The sequence below is a fragment of the Mycetocola sp. TRD_SC_2 genome (genome assembly GCF_055361225.1).
Genome location: NZ_CM143954.1, coordinates 1,535,870 through 1,558,245 on the forward strand (window position 1 = coordinate 1,535,870; position 22,376 = coordinate 1,558,245).

Here is a 22,376-nt window from a genome sequence, read left to right on the forward strand (position 1 = left end):
GGCACCCCTAGAGTGAAGGCACCCGAAAATGCGAGAGGACAGAGGACGTGCCCGCTTCCGAGAACCGTTCCCCCCTGCCAGCGCTGATCCCGTTCCTGATCGTGAGCGCGGTGCACCTCGCGGGTCATCTTGTCGCGCTCCAGCCGCTGACGATGGCAACGAAATCGTTGCTCATCCCCCTCCTCGCCGGCGCTGTCCTCTGGCTCACGCAGGGCCGCAGGTCGCGGAGCATCGTCCTTCTGCTGGCCGCCCTGTTCTTCAGCTGGCTCGGCGATCTCGCGCTTCTCGGGGAGGGAGATACCTGGTTCCTGGCCGGACTCGGATGCTTCCTCATCGCGCACCTCGGGTACGTCGCGCTGTTCGCGTCCCGCGTCGGTTCCGGCAGGCCGCGGCTGTGGAGCATCGGGTACGCGGCGTGGTTCGCGCTGCTCCTCGTCGTGCTCGTCCCACACCTCGGTGGGATGCTTCCGCCCGTCGTCGGTTACGGCCTCGTGATCTGCACCATGGCCGCCCTCGCTACCCGGTGCGGCTGGGTCGTGAGCCTGGGTGCGGCCCTCTTCCTGCTGTCCGATTCCATCCTCGCCGTGAACGCATTCGTCGACGATGCAAATATCCCATTTGCCGGTTTCCTCGTCATGCTCACGTACCTCTCCGGCCAGTGCCTCATCGCGATCGGAGTCGTGCGACTGCTCGGCTCTTCGCGGCTTTCGGAGCCCGTCGCTGTCGGGAGCGAGAAGCGATGACGCTGCCCGCTCCGAGCCGGTTTATCTCCGGTGACCTCACGATGCTCGTCCGCCGCTGGGAGAGAGCAGCGGGAAGCGCGACCGATACGTTCGTCCTCGTTCACGGCATTGGCGTCTCCTCGCGATACTTCGAGCGGCTGGCTGGCGAGCTCAGAGCTCATGGAACCGTGATTGCCGTCGACCTCCCTGGCTTCGGTTCCGCTCCTCGCCCTCGGCGCCAGCTGACCATCGAAGAGGGAGCGGCGCTGCTCGCCGAGTTCCTGCGCGCGGAGGGCCTCGAGGGTACTGTTCTCGTCGGCCATTCAATGGGCACCCAATTCGTCGTCGAACTCGCCGCTGTGCACCCCAACCGGCTCGCGGGAGTGGTGCTCGCCGGTCCCGTCGTCGATGAGCGGGCGCCGATGCCCTGGCAGCAGGGGATGCGGTTGAGCCGTGACATGTTGCGGGAGTCGCCGACCGCGAACTGGATCGTTGCGACGGATTACCTGCGCAGCGGCATCCGCTGGTACCTCACCGAATTGCCGGTCATGCTCGGATACCGCACCGAAGAGCGGCTCCCGCTCGTCTCAGTCCCTGTGCTCGTTCTTCGCGGCAGCAGGGACCCCATCGCGCCGCACGGCTGGGCCGCGCGCCTCGCCCGGACGGCTCGCGACGGCCGGATGGTCGAGGTGGATGGCGCCGCTCACGTCGTCCAGCATGTGGAGCCGGAGCAGACGGCATCCATTCTGGCGGCGTTCGCCCGCGACGTGCAACGCGCGACAGGACCCGAAAGCATCACGCCGGAGTCGACGCCTCCGGCGCAGCAGTCTCGGCACTCTTAACGGGTACGGCCTTGCGCTTCGCCTTGCGGGTCTGCGGCGCGTTCAGCGGCAGGTCTGGACCGTTCCAGACCTTGATGATCGCCCATGCAACAGCCGCGATCGGCACGGCGAGCACCGCTCCGGTGATGCCGCCGAGGATGGTGCCCGCCGTCAGTGCGACGAGGATGACGAGCGGGTGGAGCTTGAGCGACTGCGCCATGACGATCGGCTGGAGGAAGTTGCCCTCGAGCTGGTTCACACCGACGGCGATCGCAATGACGATGAGCGCGACGATCGGCCCGTTCTCGGTGCCAACAAGGGCCACGAGCGCCGCAAGGACGCTCGCGAGCGTCGCACCGACGATCGGGATGAATCCACCGAGGAAGACGATCACGGCGAGCGGAAGAGCAAGCGGAACGTTGAGGATGAACAAACCGAGCCCGATGAAGAATGCGTCGACGAATGCGATGAGTGCTGTGCCGCGGATGTAGCCGCCGAACACGCGAACCGCGGTCTTGCCGATGCGGCGTCCGCGCTCGAGCCGTCCTCCCCGGAACGGCTTGAGGAAGAAGTTCCAGATCGCGTCGCCGTCCTTGAGGAAGAAGAACAGGATGACGAGGGTGAGTACGCCACCCGTGACGACACTCGCGGCTGCGGAGATTCCCGCGACAGCACCTGAACCGAACTGGCTGCTCGTGAGGAAGTCGACCGCGGCATCCGTCGCTTCCTGAATCTGCTCGGAGTCGATCGGCAGCGGCCCGTCCTGTAGCCAGGCGATCAACTGGTCGAGTCCTTCGAGAGCCGAACTTGCGAGCTCGTCCCACTGGTCCCGCACGGCGAAAACGATGAGCGTGACGATCCCGGCGAAAAGGGCAGCTCCGCCGAGGAGAGCGACCCAGGCTGCGGCGATGTTCGGCATGAACCGGCGAAGCCAGCGGATGACCGGGGCTGCGGCGGACGCGACGATGAGTGCGATGAGCACGGGGATGACGACGAGCTTCAGCTGGACCATCCCGTAGATGACAACAGCGGCGAGAATGATGATCACCAGAAGCTGGATGCTCCGGGTTCCCAGATAGCCGATTCTGTCTGCCCACAGCTGTCGTGGTGTCGGTTTCTCGGTGTCGTGGTGTGGCTCGATGTCGGCGCTCATGCGCTCAGCCTAGTTTCTTCGACGATTCGCGGATGGATGGTTGCGGTCGATTGCAACGCACGGTACTTGTCGTCCGCTTGAGCGTCAAGGCCGTCGACGGCAACTCGGCGGAGCGCGTAGACAAGGCACATGAAAGCACTCACCTGGCAAGGAAAACGCTCCGTCTCCGTCAACACCGTCCCCGACCCGAAGATCGAGAAGCCCACGGATGTCGTCATCCGCGTGACCTCTGCGGCAATTTGCGGGTCTGACCTCCACCTCTATGAAACGCTTGGCCCGTTCCTCGACAAGGGTGACGTGCTCGGCCACGAGACGATGGGGGTCGTCGAAGAAGTCGGCTCGCAGGTCACCCGCCTCTCCCCCGGCGACCGGGTCGTCATTCCCTTCGTCATCGCCTGCGGAAACTGCTATATGTGTTCGCGAGGCCTGCACTCCCAGTGCGAGACGACCCAGAACACCGACCAGGGAACCGGAGCGACGCTCTACGGCTTCAGCGAACTGTACGGCTCTGTTCCAGGCGGTCAGGCCGAACGCATGAGGGTTCCTCTCGCCGACTTCAACGCAACAAAGGTCGGACACGAGCTGCCCGACGATCGGTACCTGTTCCTCAGCGACATCCTGCCGACCGCCTGGCAGGGCGTGAAGTACGCCGACCTGCCCGACGATGGAACCCTTGTCGTGATGGGTCTCGGTCCGGTCGGCCAGTTCGCGAGCCGGATCGGCCGGCACCTCGGCCACCGAGTGCTTGCCGTCGAGCCGGTTCCCGAGCGCCGTGCCATGGCTGAGCGCTACGGCATCGAAACATTCGATCTCACGGACGACGTCGTCGAGCGGCTGCGGGACGCAACCGATGGGCGCGGAGCGGACTCAGTCGTCGAAGCGGTCGGCATGGAAGCCCACGGCAGCCCCGGCGCGAAGGTAGCTCAGGATGCCGTCGGGCTCCTGCCGGACGGTATCGCGAAGAAGCTCATGAACACTGCGGGTGTCGACCGTCTCGAGGCGCTGTACAACTCGTTCGACTCGGTTCGTCGTGGCGGCACGGTGTCACTGAGCGGGGTCTACGCCGGTGAAGCAGATCCGATCCCCATGAAGTCCCTGTTCGACAAGCAGATATCGATCCGGATGGGGCAGTGCAACGTCCAGCACTGGCGTGATGAGCTACTCCCCCTCGTCGAGGATCCGTCCGACCCGCTCGGCGTGGAAGACCTCGTCTCCCACCGGGTGCCGCTCGAGAAGGCGCCGGAGATGTACGAGCTGTTCCAGAAAAAGGAGAACGGCTGCATCAAGGTCGTGCTCAAGCCGTAGCCTGGCCGCGTTTTCATCCAGTGCGGTCGGATTCACCCGGTTTGCCGGGTGAATCCGACTGCAGTAAGTGAATCCGTCAGGGTGAAGGGCGCTTAACGACAGAAGCCCGGACATTTCTGTCCGGGCTTCTTTGTGTGAGCGATACTGGGATCGAACCAGCGACCTCTTCCGTGTCAGGGAAGCGCGCTACCGCTGCGCCAATCGCTCATGCTACGTGTCATGTTAATTCAGTTTTGAGTGTGAGGTGGCGACGGGATTCGAACCCGTGTGGACGGCTTTGCAGGCCGCTGCCTCGCCTCTCGGCCACGCCACCGCGTGTGGTTGCCCACATGCCGTGGTCAACCCTAAGGCTAACCCCAACACTCGAGCGGATGACGAGATTCGAACTCGCGACCCTCACCTTGGCAAGGTGATGCGCTACCACTGCGCCACATCCGCATTTGCTCGCATTCCTGCGTGCTTGAAAGACTCTACTTGATGAACTGCTGAGAAACAAAATCGAGTTACCGCCGTGTCATTCATCGCCGGAAAGACGCGAAAACGGATGCGACGTGGTTCGCGCGGGCTTCCGGTTCCGGTACGATGAGACGTCGTTACGAACCGTTTCGGTTCAGCACAAATGGGCGATTGGCGCAGTTGGTAGCGCGCTTCCTTCACACGGAAGAGGTCATCGGTTCGAGTCCGGTATCGCCCACCATGTAGGCCCGCAGGCAACTGCGGGCCTTTCCCGTTGCCGGGCTCGTCGCGGGCGTCGATCACGACCCGGCTGTCGGCATCCGTCAGCACGACGGCGCTCCCCCTGGTCGTCGTCGCATCCGCCTCGACCTTTCCCCGGGCATCGCACGGGGAAAGCTCTACGGTGTGATTGTTGCGGATCCGCTTGATCTGCCAGACACACCGGAGGTGGTCACGAGAAGCCCGTCGAGTCCGTCCGAGAGGTTTCGGTCATGGTGACAGAGCCTATCCGCGCCAAAAGGGAGGTCCCTCGCCGCTAGACCGAGCAGAATGATCCTCGACGAAACGGATGCCGATGACTATGCATGACGACGAGGTCGCCACGAGTGTGGCCATCGTCGCGCGCCTGATCGCGGAACAGTATCCTGAGATCGCCCACCTCCCGGTCCGGCAGCTTCATTCGATGGGCACGGTGAATGCCGTGTTCCGGATCGGCGAGAATCTCCTCGCCCGGTTGCCGCGGGTGAAGGGATGGGCTCCGGACCTCCTGAGAGAGCTGCAGTGGCTCCCGGTGCTGGCTCCCGGCCTGAGGCTCCGCATTCCGCGGCCGGTCTTCACCGGAGTGCCCACCGGGTATTACGCCCTGCCTTGGGCGGTCTTCGAGTGGATCGAAGGCACCACCTACGACGGCACCGGTGTCGACGATGAGGCCCAGGCTGCCGAGGACCTCGCCGCATTCGTCGCGGAGCTCCGGCAGGCGGACTCTTCGGGCGCTCCCCCGGCCGGACGCAAGCCGCTCCGGGTGCTCGACGGCATGACACGGCGAGCGATCACACAGTCCGCGGAGTCCATCGACGCCGATCGTGCGATGCGGGCATGGGACGACGCGCTGGCGACCCGGCCATGGGCGGGTGTACCGGTGTGGATCCATACCGACCTGCTCCGCCCAAACATTCTGGTGCACGACGGACGGCTGGCGGCGGTGATCGACTGGGGCGGTGCGGGGGTTGGCGATCCGGCGGCAGACGTCATCGCCGCATGGAGCGTCTTCGGTCCGCAGGGCAGGCGCGTTTTCCGTGGGGCCCTCGATGTGGACGGCGAAACGTGGCGGCGGGCACGCGGGTACGCGCTGCACCAGGCGGCGATGATCATGCCGTACTACAAGACGTCGAACCCCGCGTTCGTCACCTTGGCGGAGCGCACAGTTCGGGAGATCCTGTCCGACGAGCTCGCCTGACAGGACCTCCCTGGTTGTAGCGCTGGGGTCAGCCCAGGTAGGACCTCATCCACTTGCCCTTCAGGCTGACATTCACGACCTTGCCGATCGCCTGCGGGCCCTCTGGGCCCATCACGAAGGCGTCCTTGGTCAGGTAGATCGACCTGCCCGCCAGCTCGATAGCCGCGGGCGAGTTTACCGGGAACGATGCCACGACGCGCTTGCTCCATGGCATGACGACGGATACCTGACCGGTGCCGTTGGGGCCGCCGAACATCTCCGCGACGAACACGGCGCCGGTCTTCTGGGAGACAGCGAGACCCGTCGCGCCGACGAACCCGGTTGCATGCGTCACGACCTTGCCGTTCCATGGGTTGACCTTGTGGACCATGCCGCGCGCGCCGAGGCTCGCATCCTCAGGGCCGCCGGGAAGCGTGGTGACGTACAGCCATCCCCCCGGCCCGACCTCGACATCCGTCGGTACCGGCTCAAACCGGTAGCCGTACCCGACGGCGCACTCGGGGAATCCGGCCTGCTGAGCGAGTTCAGCGCTGATCGTGATGGGCGGCATCGGCGGAAGCACGGCGACCGTCGAGATCCTGCCCTTGTACCCGACCTTGATGATGGCGTTCATGCCGGCATCCGCGATGTAAACGCCGTCCCTGAGTGCCAGGGACGTGTACGCGTGCGTGTCGAGGATGCCCGTATAGCGTGCAGCGCCAAATGGTCCCTCAGGGTCGAACTGCGACGCGCACGACTCGGGCAGATCTGTGAAGCCATACGTATTGACGCCGTCCGGGTTTACCCGGTCTTCGAACGCCCGGAGATCGGCCACCGCTTCCGGAGCGCCACGTTTGGTGATCCTCATCAATGTCGCACGCGAGTGGGCCTCATCCTGTGATGCCTGGACATAGTAGACAGTGTCTCCACGGGTGGTCACCGCACCGATTTCGTCACCGTTTCCGCTGGCGACGACGGTTGTGGGCTCGCCGCGCGGAGGCACTTTGGTGAGGACGCCGGGGAAGTTTTGGGTCACGTAGGTGTTCCCGCGGTGATCGACGTCGAGCGACAGAGGGCTGAGCAGCCCGTCTGCGATCACTCGTTCGCTGATGCTGACCGGTGGTTTTCCACCGTGGGCGGATGCCGGGGCTGCGATCGCGACGGTCGCGATCAGGGCTGCGCACACAGCCACCGACAGGGTCGTGCTTTTCACTCTGTACTCCTTTGTCAGATGAATTGAACAGAGGAGTCAGGATGCCGTCGCCGCGCCGAGCGGCCCATTCCGCCGCAAGAAAGATTTCCCGTGGACCAAGCATGAGGATTCCTCAGATTTGCAGCACGCTACTCAGGAATCGCCGACCTGTCGAGCCCCGGCCCCCACGTATGAGCGGAGGCGTCAGGCGATGTAGGTCGTAGTGACGAGAATGGCCCGGTGATCGGAAGCACCGCGCGGAAGCGTTTTGACATCGTCGATGCCCATGTTGACGCTCGTAACGAAATCGAAGTGGCCCCGGAAGATCTTGTATCTCGAGTACGTGCGCTCATTGCTCAGCGAGAGTTCATAGCCCATCTCGGTGATCCTGCGTCGCAGGTTGTTCTTGAAGATCGGGTAATTGAAGTCGCCGACCATGACCGTGGGGATTCCCTCCGCGAGGCTGTGCAGCTCGCTGTGCGCCGTCTTGATCTGCTTGCGTCGCAGGGAGTTGAGCGCCGTCAGGGGTGCGGCATGGAACGACGCGACGAGCATTTCTCGCCCCGCCTCCTTGTCGAACAGTTTCGTCGCGATGAGTCGTTCGTTCGCCGGTGCGAACAGCATGTCGTGCATCGACTTCTTCAGCTCGAACGCTGTTGTCGTGATGGCGTCGAACCGGTCCTGGTTGTAATAGATCGCGAGGCCCAGCCGGTTGGCGCGAGTCGAGTCGGCCAGTCGCAGGTTCCCCACGACATCAGGCAGGAGCTCACTGTCGGCCTCCTGGAGGCACAGGACGTCGGCCTCGTAGAGCGTTTCCAGACCGGTGAGTTCGGCGCTTGCCGCGTGTTTGCGGAGGTTGTAGCTGATGATTCTGATGAGGACTCCCCGTCCGAACAGTCGATGGAGAAATTCTAACGCCGCGGCGCGCTGCTTTGCTTCAGCGCCAGCCATGCCGACGTCGGAGAGCGTGGGCGACGCGCGCGAATTGTGCTTCACCGAGGGCGGCAGCCTCACGGCGCATGCCGTCGGGATGCACGACGAAAACACGATCGATGCCGACCCAGCTTGGGCGGCCCTGCAGGTCCCAGTTGCCGCTGCCGATGGAGACGTAATTCACGTCTTCGGTCCCGCGCGGTTTGCTCGTCAGCTGAACGGCCGCGACCGTCCCATCCGGGCGGGAGGCGACAACGAGCACCGGGCGGTCCTTCCCTCTCCCGTCTCTCTCCTCGTAAGGCACCCAGGTCCAGACGATCTCGCCAGGATCCGGGTTCCCATCGGTCGACGGGACGTACGACATCCGGATCCTGCCGACAGCGCCCGGGTCGACCTCCACGGTTGCGTGGGAGCCGGACCGACCTGGCTCGGAGTCGCTCGCGGTCCTGGAATTTTGTGGATTCCGACGTGGCGGCGCTGGTGTTTCTGCTGGTCGTGTCAGCGAGCGCAGGACTGTCCGGACAAACCTTCCGACGGATGCCATGGAGTCGCCTCTTTCTCCAAGGGGAGGTGCGTCATCACCCACGCGGTCGGACGCCGCTCATTCTAACCTTCGACGCTGCGCACGGGGGAACGACGGAGCGGGATGCCGCCCGAAGGCGACATCCCGTTCCGTGGGTGATCTTTCGGGTCAGACGACCTCGAGGGCGTAACCCTCTTCGCCGTGAACCGAGGTGTCGACGCCGGCGATCTCGTCTTCGTTCTTCACCCGGAAGCCGAGCGTCTTCTGGATTGCGAAGCCGATGATCCCCGCGATGAGGAAGGCGTAGATGAGGACGGCCGCTGCGGCGATGACCTGGACGGCGAGCTGTTCGAATCCGCCACCGAGGAAGAGGCCGGTGCCGGTGGCGAAGAAGCCGAGGTAGACCGTTCCGACGAGGCCACCGACGAGGTGGATGCCGACGACGTCGAGAGAGTCATCGAACCCGAGCTTGAACTTGAGCTCGACCGCGAGGGCGCAGACCGCACCGGTGATGACACCGAGGAGAAGGGCCCAGCCAGGGGTGAGGTTCGCGCAGGCCGGTGTGATGGCGACGAGACCGGCGACAGCACCCGATGCTGCTCCGACGGAGGTTGCCTTGCCGTCCTTGAGCTTCTCGATGATCAGCCAGCCGATGATCGCTGCCGCGGTCGCACCGAGGGTGTTGATGACGATGAGGCCGGTGTTCGCCAGGCCGTTGAGCCATTCCGCTCCGGCGTTGAAACCGAACCAGCCGAACCAGAGGATCGAGGCGCCGAGGAGAGTGAGCGGCACGTTGTGGGGCTTCTGGATGCCCTTCTGGAATCCGACCCGCTTGCCCAGGACTAGGGCGAGTGCGAGGGCTGCTGCGCCTGCGTTGATGTGAACGGCGGTACCACCGGCGTAGTCGATGACGGCGATGCCTGACTCTTCGCCGAAGAGCGTCGTGCCGAGGTTCATGATCCAGCCGCCACCCCACACCCATGCTGCGATGGGGAAGTATCCGATGGTCGCGAAGATACCGGCGAAGAGCATCCAGGAGCCGAACTTCGCACGGTCGGCGATCGCGCCGGAGATCAGGGCGATCGTGATGATGGCGAAGGTGGCACCGTAGGTTGCCCCGAGGAGGTTGGTGTTGGCATCCTCTCCCTGTGCGAGAGCGGTCAGCCCGAAGTCCGCGAACGGGTTTCCGGCGAAGTCGGTGGGGCTGGCGACGGCGCTCATGTTGAAGCCGTAGAGAATCCACAGCACGGTGATGAGGCCCAGTGCGCCGAAGCTCATCATCATCATGCTGATGACGCTCTTGGCCTTCACAAGGCCGCCGTAGAAGAATGCGACGCCAGGGGTCATCAACAGCACGAGTGCGGTTGCTGTGATTCCCCAGGCAATGCTGCCGGTGTCCATATCGTGTCCTTAGTTCTCTCGAAGTGCATCGGGCTGCCGACGAGGAACACAAGGTGCCTGTCGGTGTGAAGCCAGCTTGGATGCCAGACGTTTCGAGAGCGGTGCGCCCGATGTTTCGGGTTGGTTACACCGGACGCGCTTGTGTAAAAAGCACGTTTCGCGGGACTAGGACGTTTCGGTGAGGGCGATCATCCGCGACATCGATCGCAGGTACTTCTTGCGGTAGCCGCCCGAGAGCATGTCGCCAGCGAAGACCTGGTCGAGCGGGACGCCCGTCGCGGTGATCGGGATCTGCGCGTCGTAAACCCGGTCGATGAACGCCACGAGCCGGAGCGCCTCGGTCTGCGAGTGCAGCTCGTGAACGTCGCGCAGGCCGATCCGGTCGAGTCCGTCGATGAGCTTGATGTACTTCGACGGGTGAACGGTTGCGAGGTGGGCGATGAGGTCATCGAAGGTGTCATCCGACATCCGCTCCCCCGCTGCCTCGGCGGACGCGAGCATCGCGGCGTAACCGGTGGCATCGACGGTGCCTGCGTTACCCTCCATCGAGCGCCGGCGGAAGTCGTTGCCGTCGATACGCAGCGTGGTGAAGTTGCTCGACATGGCATGGATCTCGCGAAGAAAGTCCTGGGCGGCGAACCGGCCCTCGCCGAGCGCATTGGGCGGGGTGTTCGAGGTCGCGGCAACCCGGGTGCCCTTACCGACGAGATCGGTGAGCAGCCGGGTCATCATCATCGTGTCACCCGGGTCGTCGAGCTCGAACTCGTCGATGCACAGCAGGGTGGAGCCGGTGAGCGCTTCAACGGCCTTGGCGTAGCCGAGCGCGCCGACGAGGGCGGTGTATTCGATAAAGGTGCCGAAGTACTTGCGGGGGCCGGGAGCGGCGTGCCACAACGCGGCGAGTAAATGAGTCTTTCCGACGCCGAAGCCGCCGTCGAGGTACACGCCGGGCTTCACCTCCGGTTCCTTCTTCTTGCGACCGAAGAACCCGGATGACTTCGCTGGGGACCACCCGGTCGAGAACGCCTCGAGCAGTTCGACGGCCTCCTGCTGCGACGCGAAGTCGGGGTCCGGCCGGTAGCTGGCGAAGCTGGCATCCGTGAACTGGCGCGGAGGGACGAGGCTGGCGGCGATCTCCTCTCCGGTGATCGACGGCGATCGGTCGGAGATGCGGGTGCGGGCCGTCTCAGCGGTCTGGCTCATGGGAGAATACCTCGTGTGTCGAAGTTCTCCGGCGCCGTCCCAGAAGTCGGGACAGCGTCGGATTTCGCAGGAAAGAACGGTCCCCAGCCTAAGCCTTTTCGACGCCCCAGCCGTGCCGCCAAGCGGCCAACTCCGGAGGTAGAGCATGCCCATCGAAACCGACAACTCTCCAGCATTCGCCGATTTCGCCCACCCGGAACGCCTCGTCAGCACCGCCTGGCTCGAGGAGCGGCTCGGTACTGACGGGCTCGTCGTTGTCGAATCCGACGAGGACGTCCTGCTCTACGAGATCGGGCACATCCCGGGCGCGGTGAAGATCGACTGGCACACCGACCTCAACGACCCGGTCGAACGCGACTACATCGATGGCACCGCTTTCGCCGAGCTCCTCTCCAGCCGCGGCATCTCCCGCGACGACACCATCGTTCTCTACGGCGACAAGAGCAACTGGTGGGCGGCGTACACGCTCTGGGTCTTCACCCTGTTCGGCCACAGCGACGTCCGTCTCCTCGATGGCGGGCGCGACAAGTGGATCGCCGAAGGTCGACCAATGACAACGGATGCTCCGGAGCGGCCACGCACGGACTATCCCGTTGTCGAGCGCGACGACTCCGCGATCCGTGCGTATAAAGAAGATGTCCTCGCGCACCTCGGCAAGCCGCTCATTGATGTGCGCTCCCCCGAGGAGTACAGCGGTGAGCGCAACACGGCCCCGGCGTACCCGGAGGAAGGCGCCCTGCGCTCCGGCCACATTCCCACAGCGAGGAGCGTGCCATGGTCGAAGGCCGTGGCCGATGACGGAACGTTCCGGCCGGTCGCCGATCTCGACTCGATCTACCGCGACGGAGCCGGGCTCAGCGACGGCGACGAGGTCGTCGCATACTGCCGGATCGGTGAGCGGTCCAGCCACACCTGGTTCGTGCTGTCCTACCTGCTCGGTTTCGAGAACGTGCGCAACTATGACGGATCGTGGACCGAGTGGGGCAGCGCTGTGCGCGTCCCGATCGCGATGGGAACCGAGCCGGGCGAGCTCCGCCGCTGACCCGGCTGCGCGGCATCCTGTCGTGGGAGAATAGGGACATCATGACTGAGACTCTTCCGAACCAGCTCGCCGAGATCCGCGACGAGTTCCTCGCCGTCGACGAACGAACGAGGCTTCAGCTCCTGCTCGAATTCTCCCGGGAATTGCCTGCGCTCCCCCAGCGTTACGCCGATCACCCTGACCTGCTCGAACGCGTTGTGGAGTGCCAGTCCCCCATCTTCATCTTTGTCGAGGTCGCTGACGATGGCGTTCACCTTCACGCCACGGCACCGGAGGAAGCTCCGACGACCCGTGGGTTCGCGAGCATTCTGGCGCAGGCGATCGACGGATTGAGCGTCGACGAGGTCCTTGCGATTCCCTCCGACTTCCCCCAGATGCTCGGGCTAGGCAAAGCTGTCTCACCTCTGCGTCTCAACGGGATGAACGGAATGCTCCAGCGCGCCAAAAGACAGCTCGCTGCCCGAACCGCGGTCTGACCTCAATCGAGAACCGTCAGTCGAGCGTCGCGGCCCAATCGCGGATGGCGCCGGTCCAGCGCTCCTCGTCATAGTTCCAGAGTTTGGTGTGCCTCGCGACGGTGAACCGCTCGAACGTCACGATGTCCGGCCGCGCTGCGGCAAGCTCGTGAGAGCCTGACGACGGCACGAAGCCGTCGTCATCGCTGTGCAGGACGAGCATCGGCAGGTGGAGCTCGTCTGCGCGGCTCACCACATCGAGACCCGGGAAGTCGACCGCTGCATCGAGCCCGGTGAGGGCACGTCCCCACGGATTGGAGATCGCCCCGATGGCGGCGAGCCTGAGAGGAACCGGGATGCGCGTGGCGTCCGCCTGGAATTCCAGGACGCGCCCCCAGTCAAGAACCGGCGATTCGAGGACGATGCCGCGGAGGAGTTCCGGGCGGCTCGTTCGCAGCGCCGCCTGCACGACGATGGTTCCCCCCATCGACCAGCCCATGAGGACGATCTCGGTGGCCCCGTGCTCTGCGGCGACGGCGATGGCAGCATCCACGTCCTGCCATTCGGTGTCGCCGAGGCCGTAGAGTCCGTCAGAACTGCGGGGTGCGTCTCCGTCGTTGCGGTAGGAGACGAGGAGTGATGAGTACCCGGCCTCACGCCAGACCGGAACCGCGCGGAGACATTCACTTCGCGTCGTGCCTCGCCCGTGCACGATGAGAACCCAGCGGCCGGTGTCGTTCGCCGCGGGGAAGAACCAGGCGGGGGCATCCCCTGCGGGCGTCGGAATGGCGATGTCGCGGTAGTCGATCCCGAGTTCGTCCGGTCGGGAGTAGTACCAGCCGCTGAAGGTCGCGGGCCCGCGCTCGGGCAGCCCGTCTGTCGGTGTCTCGAGTTCGCGGGTGACGGTGGCGTCGTTCGATTCAAGAAGCCTGCCGAGCCGCAGGTAGCTCTCGGGGTCGCCGAAGAACAGCCCGTACCTGCCAGGCAGAACGGTGTCCGGGTTCTTCGCGAGGGTGATGGTGCCGTTCGCAGAATCGATGGCGAGCACGTCGCTCTCCCTGAACCGTGTGCGTGCCGGAGTGACGACGCGCCTGGCCACGGTTCCGACAGCGAGGATCGCACTGCCGGTGAGGGTGAGAAGAATGCCACCGAGAGTGATGGCGATGCGCCTCCGTCGGACCGACGAGCGGGGGGCGGGCTGGTCGGCGTGGCTGTGACGTTTCATTGGCAAGTAACTCTAGTCTGCAAACGTGGCTGATATCCCGATAGGTACTGACGTGCCGGCAGAGTTCCAGCGAGCACTGGACTCGGTGCGCCGTGCCTCTGCGCGACCCGAGCTTGCGGTGACCGAAATCCCTGCCCCAGGCAACCTCGCGCCGTACAGCGTTGCACTGTCGGCCGACGTGACTCCCACGAGGCACGGAGCCGACTCCGAACTCGGCACCGGCCGTTTCATTCTCCTGCACGACCCGGCTGAGCCCGAAGCGTGGGGCGGCGCCTTCCGTATCGTGTGTTTCGCCCAGGCTCCGCTCGAAACCGAGATCGGCCTGGATCCGTTCCTCGCCGAGGTCGCCTGGTCCTGGCTCGTCGATGCCCTCAACGCTCGATCGGCCAAGTACGACTCCGCGTCCGGCACGGCGACGAAGATCCTCTCGACCGGGTTCGGCGAGCTGGCTGCCCAGGGCGATGGCGCACAGATCGAACTACGGGCGTCGTGGACCCCGCGTGAGGACGACATCTCGTCACATGTGGAAGGCTGGGGTGAATTGCTCTGCATGCTCGCCGGGCTTCCACCAACAACTGAAGGTGTCACTCTGTTGTCTAGTCGCAGGACGGCGCGTGACTGAACGCCACGTCATCGAGTCGAGGGACGAATATCTCGACGCCGTAAAGATCATCGCGGCCGGCAGCGGCCCCATCGCGGTCGACGCCGAACGAGCATCCGGTTACCGGTACTCACAGCGCGCTTACCTCATCCAGCTCTATCGCCGCGGCGCCGGGCTCTTCCTTTTCGATCCTCCAGCGGTCGGGCGGTTCGATGAACTGAACGAAGCGATCGTCCCGGCGGAGTGGGTTCTCCACGCCGCGAGCCAGGACCTTGCGTGCCTGCGCGAAGTGGGCCTCGATCCGCAGCGCATCTTCGACACCGAACTGGCGGCACGCCTCCTCGGTATGCCGCGCGTCGGGCTCGGCACCGTCGTCGAGGAACTCCTCGGCATCCACCTCGCCAAAGAGCATTCCGCGGCCGACTGGTCCACCCGGCCGCTTCCCGAAACCTGGCTTGAGTACGCAGCCCTCGACGTTGAGCTGCTCGTCGACGTGCGCGACAAGCTCGCGGCCCTGCTCGATGAGAGCGGCAAGCGTGAGATCGCCGCTCAGGAATTCCAGGCGACCCTCGCACGGCAGCCGAAGGTTCAGCGCGCGGATCCGTGGCGCAGGCTCTCTGGCCTCAACACGGTCCGTGGGGCACGCAACCTCGCCATCGCCCGTGAACTGTGGATCGAGAGGGATGCACTCGCTCGCGAAGTCGACACCGCTCCCGGCCGCCTCGTCCCCGATTCCTCCCTCGTCGCCGCTGTTAGAGCGGAACCACGAACCCGCGCTGCCCTCGCGGCGCTGCGGGAATTCAAGGGCAGGGCATCGCGCAGCGAACTTCCGCGCTGGTGGGCAGCGATCGAACGGGGCCGCACGACCGAGGAACTTCCTCCCGTCCGGGCGTCGTCGACGGATGCTCTTCCTCCCCCGCGCAGCTGGTCAGAACGCAATCCAGAAGCGGATGCCCGCCTCAAGGCGGCGCGGCAGGCCATCACCGTCATCTCTGAGGAGCTTGCGATCCCGGTCGAGAATCTCCTCACCCCCGAGATCCTGCGACGGGTCGCATGGAATCCACCAGAACCGGCGACTCCTGAGTCGATCGCGACAGCCCTGGAATCACTCTCCGCGCGCCCATGGCAGATTGAAGCTACTGCACAGTCAATCGCCTCCGCTTTTGTAGACTCCCGCCAAACGGTGAGTGAGCCGCAGAAAGCCGATTCGTAGGAAGAATCAAAGGATTCCGGGGCAAAATCGCGCCTCTCCTAGGATCGTTGTGTATCCGATGATTGGGAGGCAAAGTGGCCGAAATAGCCGACGTCTTTTTTGTTGATGGTGTGCGGACCCCGTTTGGTCGCGCCGGAGAAAAAGGCCAGTACTGGAACACTCGTGCAGATGACCTCGCCGTCAAGGCGATGATTGGACTTCTCGAGCGAAACCCGGACGTTCCGAAGGACCGAATTGACGAAGTCGCCATCGCAGCGACAACACAGCAGGGTGACCAGGGCCTGACCCTCGGCCGCACGACCGCGCTCCTTGCCGGTCTTCCGCAGTCTGTCCCCGGCTACGCCATCGACCGCATGTGTGCCGGCGCGATGACCGCAGTCACCCAGGTTGGTAGCGCTATCGCCTTCGGCGCGTATGACTTCGCGATCGCCGGTGGTGTCGAGCACATGGGCCGTCACCCGCTTGGAGCAGACGCCGACCCGAACCCCCGGTTCCTCTCGGAGAAGCTCGTCTCCGCTGACGCACTCGACATGGGAAAGACGGCGGAGCGCATCCACGACCGCTTTCCGCACCTGACGAAGGAACGCGCCGACCGTTTCGGAATGCGCAGCCAGCAGAAACTGCAGGCCGCATACGACGCAGGCAAGATCCAGCCGGACCTGATTCCGGTCGCGATCAAGAGCGAATCAGGCTGGGGACTCGCCACGCGTGACGAGGGCACCCGCCCGGAGACCACGATGGAAGGACTGGCGAATCTCAAGACGCCGTTCCGTCCCCACGGTCGCGTCACCGCCGGTACCGCTTCGCCCCTGACCGACGGTGCAACGGTGAGCCTGCTCGCCGGAGGTGCCGCGGTCAAGGAATTCAAGCTCAAGCCGAAGATGCGCATGGTGAGCTTTGCGTTCGCCGGCGTCGAGCCCGAGATCATGGGCATCGGCCCGGTCCCGTCGACGGAGAAAGCCCTGCGAAAGGCCGGACTGACCATTGACGACATCGGGCTGTTCGAGCTCAACGAAGCGTTCGCCATCCAGGTGCTCTCGTTGCTCGACCACTTCGGTATCGACGACGATGACCCCCGCGTCAACCAGTGGGGCGGCGCCATCGCCGTCGGTCACCCCCTCGCAGCATCCGGCGTTCGCCTGATGACTCAGCTGGCAGCCCAGTTCGCCGAGCGACCTGACGTACGGTACGGCCTCACCGCCATGTGTGTCGGCCTTGGTCAGGGCGGCAGCGTCATCTGGGAGAACCCGAACTGGAAGGGCAAGAAGTAATCGACATGACCGACTACTCCACCATCGACTTCAGCCCGCTCCTCGCCCACGCGAAGGACGAGGTCGTCACCCACTCGTTCGTGCGTGACGTCACCCTGCCAGACGGCACGGTGATCGCCCTCATCACCCTCGACAACGGCCGGGACCACACCCGCCCGAACACGCTCGGCCCGGTCACGCTCCTCGAGCTTGGCGAAGTCCTCGACGCACAGCGTGAGCGTGCGTCGAAGAAGGAGATCGCGGCAGTTGCCATCACCGGCAAGCCGTTCATCCTCGCCGCCGGCGCAGACCTCAGCAAGGTGAGTGAGGTCGACTCGCGCGAGTCGGCCGTGCTCCTCGGGCAGCTCGGTCACCACGTCTACGGCAAGCTCGACACCCTCGGTGTTCCGTCGTTCGTCTTCATCAACGGCCTCGCCCTCGGCGGCGGCCTGGAGATAGCGCTCAACGCGAACTACCGCACCGTCGACGCATCCGCTCCCGGTATTGCTCTCCCCGAGGTTTTCCTCGGCCTCATTCCCGGCTGGGGCGGCGCGTACCTGCTGCCGAACATCATCGGCATCGAGAACGCCCTCAAGGTGGTCATCGAAAACCCGTTGAAGATGAACCGGATGCTGAAGGGCCGCGAGGCGTTCGAGCTCGGGATCGCCGACGCGATCTTCCCGGCCGCATCCTTCCTCGAGGACTCGCTCGCCTGGGCGGGCAAGGTCCTCGCCGGAAAGGCCAAGGTCGACCGCAAGAACACGCCGGGCAAGGTCGAGCGGCTCGTCAAGTGGGATGTCGCCATCGGCATCGCCCGCAAGATGCTCGAGTCGAAGATCGGTACCGTTCCTGTTGCTCCGTACCTCGCCCTTGACCTGCTCAAGGCTGCGAAGAGCGGAACGAAGGCGGAAGGGTTCGAACGCGAGGACGAGGCGCTCGCGCGACTCGCCACCGGCGACCAGTTCCAGGCCAGCGTCTACGCGTTCAACCTCGTGCAGAAGCGTGCGAAGCGCCCCGCGGGAGCACCGGACAAGGCGCTCGCGCAAAAGGTCACCAAGGTCGGTGTGATCGGTGCCGGACTCATGGCCAGCCAGTTCGCCCTGCTCTTCGTGCGCCGGCTGCAGGTGCCCGTTGTCATCACGGACCTCGACCAGGCCCGTGTCGACAAGGGACTCGGCTACATCCGGAGCGAGATCGACGCGCTCCTGTCGAAGAAGCGCATCTCCCCCGATGAGGCCAACCGGCTGAACGCTCTCGTCTCCGGCACCACCGACAAGAAGGACTTCGGCAACTGTGACTTCGTCATCGAGGCGGTCTTCGAAGAACTCGGAGTGAAGCAGGACGTGTTCGCCGATGTCGAGCAGTACATCTCGGACACGACGATCCTCGCGACCAACACGTCGTCACTCTCGGTCGAGCAGATCGGCGAGAAGCTCGCACACCCCGAGCGGCTCGTCGGTTTCCACTTTTTCAACCCGGTGGCAGTCATGCCGCTGATCGAAGTGGTCAAAACCCCGCAGACCACGCCCGAGGCTCTCGCTACGGCGATGGCCACGGCGGCCAAGCTCCGCAAGAACGCGGTGATCACGCGCGACACCCCCGGGTTCGTCGTCAACAGGGTGCTCGCAAAGCTCCTCGGTGAAGCGATGTACGCCGTCGACCACGGAACTTCGTTCGAGGTCGTCGACCAGGCCATGGCTCCCCTGGGTCTGCCGATGCCGCCATCGCAGCTTCTCGATCTGGTTGGCCTCAAGATCGGCGCGCACGTGCTGGATACTCACCACAACGCGTTCCCCGACCGGTTCTACCGCAGCGACAACCTGCACAAGCTCGCCGAGTACGGCACGCTCCTCGAGAAGGACTCCAAGGGCAAGGTCAAGGGCTTCGACAAGGGAGCGCTCAAGATCGTCTCCGGAGGAAAGGAGCCGCTGACGGCGGATGCCATCCTCGTGCGTCTCGTCGACGGCCTCGCCGACGAGATCCACCGTATGCTCGAGGATTCCGTCGTCGAAGGTCCTGAGGACATCGACCTCTGCATGATCCTCGGCGCCGGCTGGCCGTTCCACATGGGCGGGGTGACGCCGTACCTCGATCGTGAGGGCGCGAGCCAACGTGTGTTCGGCGGGACGTTCCACGACCCGCAGATCCGCGGCATCCGCGACTGACGCGAAAATGGCGAATGGGGTGCGAGGCTTGTGAGCCTCGCACCCCATTCGTTTTTGCCCCGGGTTACAGGACGGGGTGCGGATACTCCGGCGACCGGTTCTGGAACGTGAGGATGGCCGGGTTCTGAATGACGCCGTCCTGGATCTCAATCGCCCGGCGAATCGTCTCGTTGCGGTCGTCGTCGGTGACGCCGTCCATGACGGTTTCGAGGAACGGCAGTAGCGCTTCGCTGATCTCCCACGTTGCCGAATCCCAGAGATGTGACGGAGTGTGATCGACCGCGTAGTACCGGACGTGGTCGCCCACTTCGAACATCGGGTCGTCGAACGTCGTCGGACGCGCCCATTCGAAGCCCATGCCCTCGTCACACGAAACGTCGACGATCAGGCTCCCGGGTCGGAACAGCTCCAGGTCGGCCGTGTTCACGTAGATGATCGGGTCATTGGGATCCTGAAGGGTGCAGTTCACGACGATGTCGTGTTCGGCGAGGAACGGTGCGAGTGGCTTACGACCGTCTTCAGCGATGTCGTTGGCGAGGAAAGGGCCGTTCTCGTCCTGATCGAACTGGACGATCGTTGCCGAATGGATCGGTGAGCCCACCGCAGCGCGACCCCGGCTGGTCAGCACAGTGACGTCGTGAACGCCAAGTGCGTTGAGCGATGTCACAGCGCCACGCGCTGTCGCTCCGAATCCGATGACCACGGCACTGAGGCGGCGGCCGTAGTCACCCGTGGATCCAATCAGTTCGAGGGCGTGCAACACCGAGGCGTACCCGGCCAGTTCGTTGTTCTTGTGAAAGACGTGGAGCGCGAAGCCACCCTCGGGGCTCCAGTGGTTCATGACCTCAAAGGCAATCAGGGTGAGACGCTTGTCGATCGCAGTCTGGGTCAGTTCATGATCCTGAACGCAGTGCGGCCAGCCCCACAGCATCTGTCCGTCGCGAAGTTCGGCGAGATCCTCGGTCTGCGGCTTGGGCAGCAGGATGATGTCGCTGTCCCGGATCAGTTCGTCGCGGTCAGCGATCCGGCCGACGAGCGGGGAAAGCTGTTCATCGGAGACCCCGAACCGCTCCCCGTACCCGGTCTCGAGAATCATCCGATCACGGAGTTTCGGTTCGATCCGGTTGAGGTGAAGCGGATGGATCGGAAGGCGACGCTCGTGCTTCTTCCTCGAGCTCGCAAGCACCCCGAGCCTGTGTTCTCGATCGGATGCTGGTGGCGAAGTGGCGGTCATCGGTACTCCCTCGAGATGGACCGGCCACGAAGAGCAACCGGCGGTGGATCAGCTCTGCTTGGCGCTGGAAATCGGTGCCGTTGCAGGCCGCGCAACGGGGATGCGCTCCCCGGAGATCTGGGCGAGGATATCGCCGGCAATGCGTTCTCCGGTGAGACCGGCATCCTCGAGAATTTGTTCACGGGTAGCGTGCTGCAGGAACTCGTCGGGGAGCCCGAGCTCGTCGACGCCGGTGTCGACACCGGCCGCACGTAGATCCTGACGGATGCGGGTGCCGATCCCGCCGACCCGGAGACCGTCTTCGATCGTGATCACGAGGCGGTGGGCGTCGGCAAGTTCCACGATGCTGTTCGCGACGGGGACGACCCAGCGTGGATCGACGACGGTGCATCCGACACCGGCGGCAGAGAGCCGGCGCGCGACGTCGAGGCCGAGTTCGGCCATCGGGCCGACGGTGACGAGGAGAACGTCTTTCGACCCGTCTTCGTGGAGCACGTCAACGCCGTCGGGCGTCCGGCGAAGAGCAGGGAGCTCCGTGCTGACGCTGCCCTTCGGGAAACGGATGACAGTGGGAGCGTCGTCGATCGCAACGGCTTCGGCGAGTTCTTCTTCGAGGCGAGCTGCGTCGCGCGGAGCGGCGAGGCGAATTCCTGGAACGACCTGAAGGATCGACAGGTCCCAGATGCCGTGATGGGACGGTCCGTCCGGCCCGGTGACACCGGCGCGGTCGAGAACAAAGGTCACACCTGCCTTGTGCAGGGCGATGTCCATGAGGATCTGGTCGAAGGCGCGGTTGATGAAGGTCGCATAGATCGCGACAACCGGGTGCAAGCCTCCGAACGCGAGACCAGCTGCAGACGTCGCGGCGTGCTGTTCGGCGATTCCGACGTCGTGCACGCGGTCAGGGAATCGCTCCGCGAGTTTGTTGAGACCGGTGGGGCGGAGCATCGCGGCCGTGATTCCGACGATCCGGGGATTGTGCTCGGCGAGATGCACGAGCTTGTCGCTGAAGACACCGGTCCAGGTCGGGGTCGTGCTCGTGGAGATCGGTTCCCCGGTCACGGGGTCGATCTTGCCGACGGCGTGGAACTGGTCCGCTTCGTCGTCGACGGCGGGCGCGTAGCCCTTGCCCTTCTGGGTGATCGCGTGCACGATGACGGGTGCCCCGTAGTTCCTCGCCTGAGTCAGTGCCTCTTCCATCGCCTCGACATCGTGGCCGTCGATCGGGCCGAGGTACTTGATGTCGAGGTTGGAGTACAGCGCTTCGTTGTTGGTGAGACGGCTGAGGAAACCGTGCATCCCGCCGCGAACCCCACGGTAGACGGCGCGGCCAGGGGCACCGAGGCGATCGAACGCCTTCTGGCTGGTGACGTAAAGTTCCCGGTACGTTCTGCGGGTGCGTACCGTGTTGAGGAACCGCGCCATGCCGCCGATCGTTGGAGCGTATGAGCGACCGTTGTCGTTGACGACGATGACGAGGTTGCGGGTGTTGTCGTCGCTGATGTTGTTGAGTGCTTCCCACGTCATGCCACCCGTGAGTGCCCCGTCACCGACGACGGCGACGACGTGACGGTCGGTCTGCCCGGTCATCTCGAACGCGCGGGAAATGCCGTCAGCCCAGCTCAGCGAGCTCGACGCGTGGGAACTTTCGACGATGTCGTGGGGGGATTCGTTTCGCTGCGGGTAGCCGGCCAGTCCCCCGCGCTCACGCAGCTTGCTGAAGTCCTGGCGACCGGTCAGAAGCTTGTGGACGTAGGACTGGTGGCCCGTGTCGAACACGATGGCGTCGGTCGGTGAGTGGAACACGCGGTGGATGGCGAGGGTGAGCTCGATGACCCCGAGGTTCGGACCGAGGTGCCCGCCGGTGCGGGAGACCTCGCTGACGAGGAACGTGCGAATCTCTGCTGCCAGCTGGATCAGCTGTGCTCTTGAGAGGGCGTCGAGGTCCCGCGGATCTCTGATCGTCTCAAGAAGACCCATCGCGTACAACTCCCTGTTTGGATTCTGTAACCGGCGAGTGCCGACTCTGCCACTCTACGCGGCACCC

General features: G+C 64.5%; 19 protein-coding genes and 4 tRNA genes. 11 read left to right on the top strand and 12 right to left on the bottom strand.

Annotated elements, in window-relative coordinates; all coding sequences use genetic code 11:
- The first annotated feature begins 47 nt into the window (after positions 1-47).
- On the top strand, positions 48-743 hold the full coding sequence (locus ACWA1Q_RS07325) for a lysoplasmalogenase (protein WP_463760719.1): 696 nt from the start codon (positions 48-50) through the stop codon (positions 741-743).
- A complete protein-coding gene (locus tag ACWA1Q_RS07330) occupies positions 740-1,564 on the top strand; it encodes an alpha/beta fold hydrolase (RefSeq protein ID WP_463760721.1) in 825 nt (274 codons plus the stop codon). The genes ACWA1Q_RS07325 and ACWA1Q_RS07330 overlap by 4 nt, the downstream gene beginning before the upstream one ends.
- Here the strand turns inward: ACWA1Q_RS07330 and ACWA1Q_RS07335 are convergent.
- Complete coding sequence (locus ACWA1Q_RS07335) at positions 1,518-2,696, bottom strand: AI-2E family transporter (protein ID WP_463760723.1); 1,179 nt, start codon at positions 2,694-2,696, stop codon at positions 1,518-1,520. The two genes, ACWA1Q_RS07330 and ACWA1Q_RS07335, sit on opposite strands and share 47 nt — an antisense overlap.
- A 129-nt stretch (positions 2,697-2,825) precedes the next feature.
- On the opposite strand from ACWA1Q_RS07335, the gene ACWA1Q_RS07340 reads away from it, so the two are divergent.
- Positions 2,826-4,001 (top strand): zinc-dependent alcohol dehydrogenase, encoded by a 1,176-nt coding sequence (locus ACWA1Q_RS07340; protein WP_463760724.1) that lies wholly within the window; start codon positions 2,826-2,828, stop codon positions 3,999-4,001.
- 135 nt (positions 4,002-4,136) lie between these two features.
- On the opposite strand, the gene ACWA1Q_RS07345 is transcribed toward ACWA1Q_RS07340, so the two are convergent.
- From ACWA1Q_RS07345 to ACWA1Q_RS07355, 3 genes are all read right to left on the bottom strand, one after another.
- Positions 4,137-4,208 (bottom strand) — tRNA-Val (locus ACWA1Q_RS07345).
- Positions 4,209-4,243: 35 nt separating this feature from the next.
- Positions 4,244-4,314, bottom strand: a tRNA-Cys gene (locus ACWA1Q_RS07350).
- 53 nt (positions 4,315-4,367) lie between these two features.
- Positions 4,368-4,439 (bottom strand) — tRNA-Gly (locus ACWA1Q_RS07355).
- A gap of 183 nt (positions 4,440-4,622) precedes the next feature.
- On the opposite strand from ACWA1Q_RS07355, the gene ACWA1Q_RS07360 reads away from it, so the two are divergent.
- Together ACWA1Q_RS07360 and ACWA1Q_RS07365 are read left to right on the top strand one after the other, a co-directional pair.
- Positions 4,623-4,698: transfer RNA gene (locus ACWA1Q_RS07360), tRNA-Val, on the top strand.
- A gap of 333 nt (positions 4,699-5,031) precedes the next feature.
- A complete protein-coding gene (locus tag ACWA1Q_RS07365; protein ID WP_463760726.1) occupies positions 5,032-5,913 on the top strand; it encodes an aminoglycoside phosphotransferase family protein in 882 nt (293 codons plus the stop codon).
- A gap of 28 nt (positions 5,914-5,941) precedes the next feature.
- Here ACWA1Q_RS07365 and ACWA1Q_RS07370 read toward each other — a convergent pair whose 3' ends face one another.
- The 5 genes from ACWA1Q_RS07370 to zapE form a co-directional block, all read right to left on the bottom strand.
- A complete protein-coding gene (locus tag ACWA1Q_RS07370; protein ID WP_463760727.1) occupies positions 5,942-7,105 on the bottom strand; it encodes a ScyD/ScyE family protein in 1,164 nt (387 codons plus the stop codon).
- A 183-nt stretch (positions 7,106-7,288) separates the two neighbouring features.
- Positions 7,289-7,960 carry an endonuclease/exonuclease/phosphatase family protein gene (locus ACWA1Q_RS07375; RefSeq protein WP_463760803.1) on the bottom strand — a complete coding sequence of 224 codons (672 nt, stop codon included), beginning with the start codon at positions 7,958-7,960 and terminating at the stop codon, positions 7,289-7,291.
- Positions 7,961-8,021: 61 nt separating this feature from the next.
- On the bottom strand, positions 8,022-8,381 hold the full coding sequence (locus ACWA1Q_RS07380) for a type II toxin-antitoxin system PemK/MazF family toxin (protein WP_463760729.1): 360 nt from the start codon (positions 8,379-8,381) through the stop codon (positions 8,022-8,024).
- Between the two features lie 327 nt (positions 8,382-8,708).
- Positions 8,709-9,941, bottom strand: coding sequence for an ammonium transporter (locus tag ACWA1Q_RS07385; RefSeq protein ID WP_463760731.1), 1,233 nt, complete (start codon positions 9,939-9,941; stop codon positions 8,709-8,711).
- 165 nt (positions 9,942-10,106) lie between these two features.
- Entirely contained in the window at positions 10,107-11,144 is a 1,038-nt protein-coding gene (gene zapE / locus ACWA1Q_RS07390; RefSeq protein WP_463760733.1) for a cell division protein ZapE, read from the bottom strand.
- Positions 11,145-11,289: 145 nt separating this feature from the next.
- On the opposite strand from zapE, the gene ACWA1Q_RS07395 reads away from it, so the two are divergent.
- Together ACWA1Q_RS07395 and ACWA1Q_RS07400 are read left to right on the top strand one after the other, a co-directional pair.
- Positions 11,290-12,186 (top strand): sulfurtransferase, encoded by an 897-nt coding sequence (locus ACWA1Q_RS07395; protein ID WP_463760734.1) that lies wholly within the window; start codon positions 11,290-11,292, stop codon positions 12,184-12,186.
- A 41-nt stretch (positions 12,187-12,227) separates the two neighbouring features.
- Complete coding sequence (locus ACWA1Q_RS07400) at positions 12,228-12,662, top strand: SufE family protein (RefSeq protein WP_463760736.1); 435 nt, start codon at positions 12,228-12,230, stop codon at positions 12,660-12,662.
- 16 nt (positions 12,663-12,678) lie between these two features.
- Here ACWA1Q_RS07400 and ACWA1Q_RS07405 read toward each other — a convergent pair whose 3' ends face one another.
- A complete protein-coding gene (locus tag ACWA1Q_RS07405) occupies positions 12,679-13,866 on the bottom strand; it encodes an alpha/beta hydrolase (RefSeq protein WP_463760737.1) in 1,188 nt (395 codons plus the stop codon).
- A 25-nt stretch (positions 13,867-13,891) separates the two neighbouring features.
- Between ACWA1Q_RS07405 and ACWA1Q_RS07410 the strand changes: the two genes are divergently transcribed.
- The 4 genes from ACWA1Q_RS07410 to ACWA1Q_RS07425 all read left to right on the top strand — a co-directional run bounded on the left by ACWA1Q_RS07410 (position 13,892) and on the right by ACWA1Q_RS07425 (position 19,095).
- Positions 13,892-14,488, top strand: coding sequence for a DUF3000 domain-containing protein (locus ACWA1Q_RS07410; RefSeq protein ID WP_463760738.1), 597 nt, complete (start codon positions 13,892-13,894; stop codon positions 14,486-14,488).
- Positions 14,481-15,680 carry an HRDC domain-containing protein gene (locus ACWA1Q_RS07415; RefSeq protein ID WP_463760740.1) on the top strand — a complete coding sequence of 400 codons (1,200 nt, stop codon included), beginning with the start codon at positions 14,481-14,483 and terminating at the stop codon, positions 15,678-15,680. Before ACWA1Q_RS07410 ends, ACWA1Q_RS07415 begins: the two co-directional genes overlap by 8 nt.
- Before the next feature lie 74 nt (positions 15,681-15,754).
- On the top strand, positions 15,755-16,951 hold the full coding sequence (locus tag ACWA1Q_RS07420) for a thiolase family protein (protein ID WP_463760741.1): 1,197 nt from the start codon (positions 15,755-15,757) through the stop codon (positions 16,949-16,951).
- A 5-nt stretch (positions 16,952-16,956) separates the two neighbouring features.
- Positions 16,957-19,095 carry a 3-hydroxyacyl-CoA dehydrogenase NAD-binding domain-containing protein gene (locus ACWA1Q_RS07425; protein WP_463760742.1) on the top strand — a complete coding sequence of 713 codons (2,139 nt, stop codon included), beginning with the start codon at positions 16,957-16,959 and terminating at the stop codon, positions 19,093-19,095.
- A 64-nt stretch (positions 19,096-19,159) separates the two neighbouring features.
- On the opposite strand, the gene ACWA1Q_RS07430 is transcribed toward ACWA1Q_RS07425, so the two are convergent.
- Both ACWA1Q_RS07430 and dxs read right to left on the bottom strand, forming a co-directional pair.
- Positions 19,160-20,329, bottom strand: a complete 1,170-nt coding sequence (locus ACWA1Q_RS07430; RefSeq protein WP_463760744.1) for a N(5)-(carboxyethyl)ornithine synthase — start codon at positions 20,327-20,329, stop codon at positions 19,160-19,162.
- Positions 20,330-20,377: 48 nt separating this feature from the next.
- Complete coding sequence (dxs, locus tag ACWA1Q_RS07435) at positions 20,378-22,309, bottom strand: 1-deoxy-D-xylulose-5-phosphate synthase (RefSeq protein WP_463756317.1); 1,932 nt, start codon at positions 22,307-22,309, stop codon at positions 20,378-20,380.
- Between the last annotated feature and the right edge of the window lie 67 nt (positions 22,310-22,376).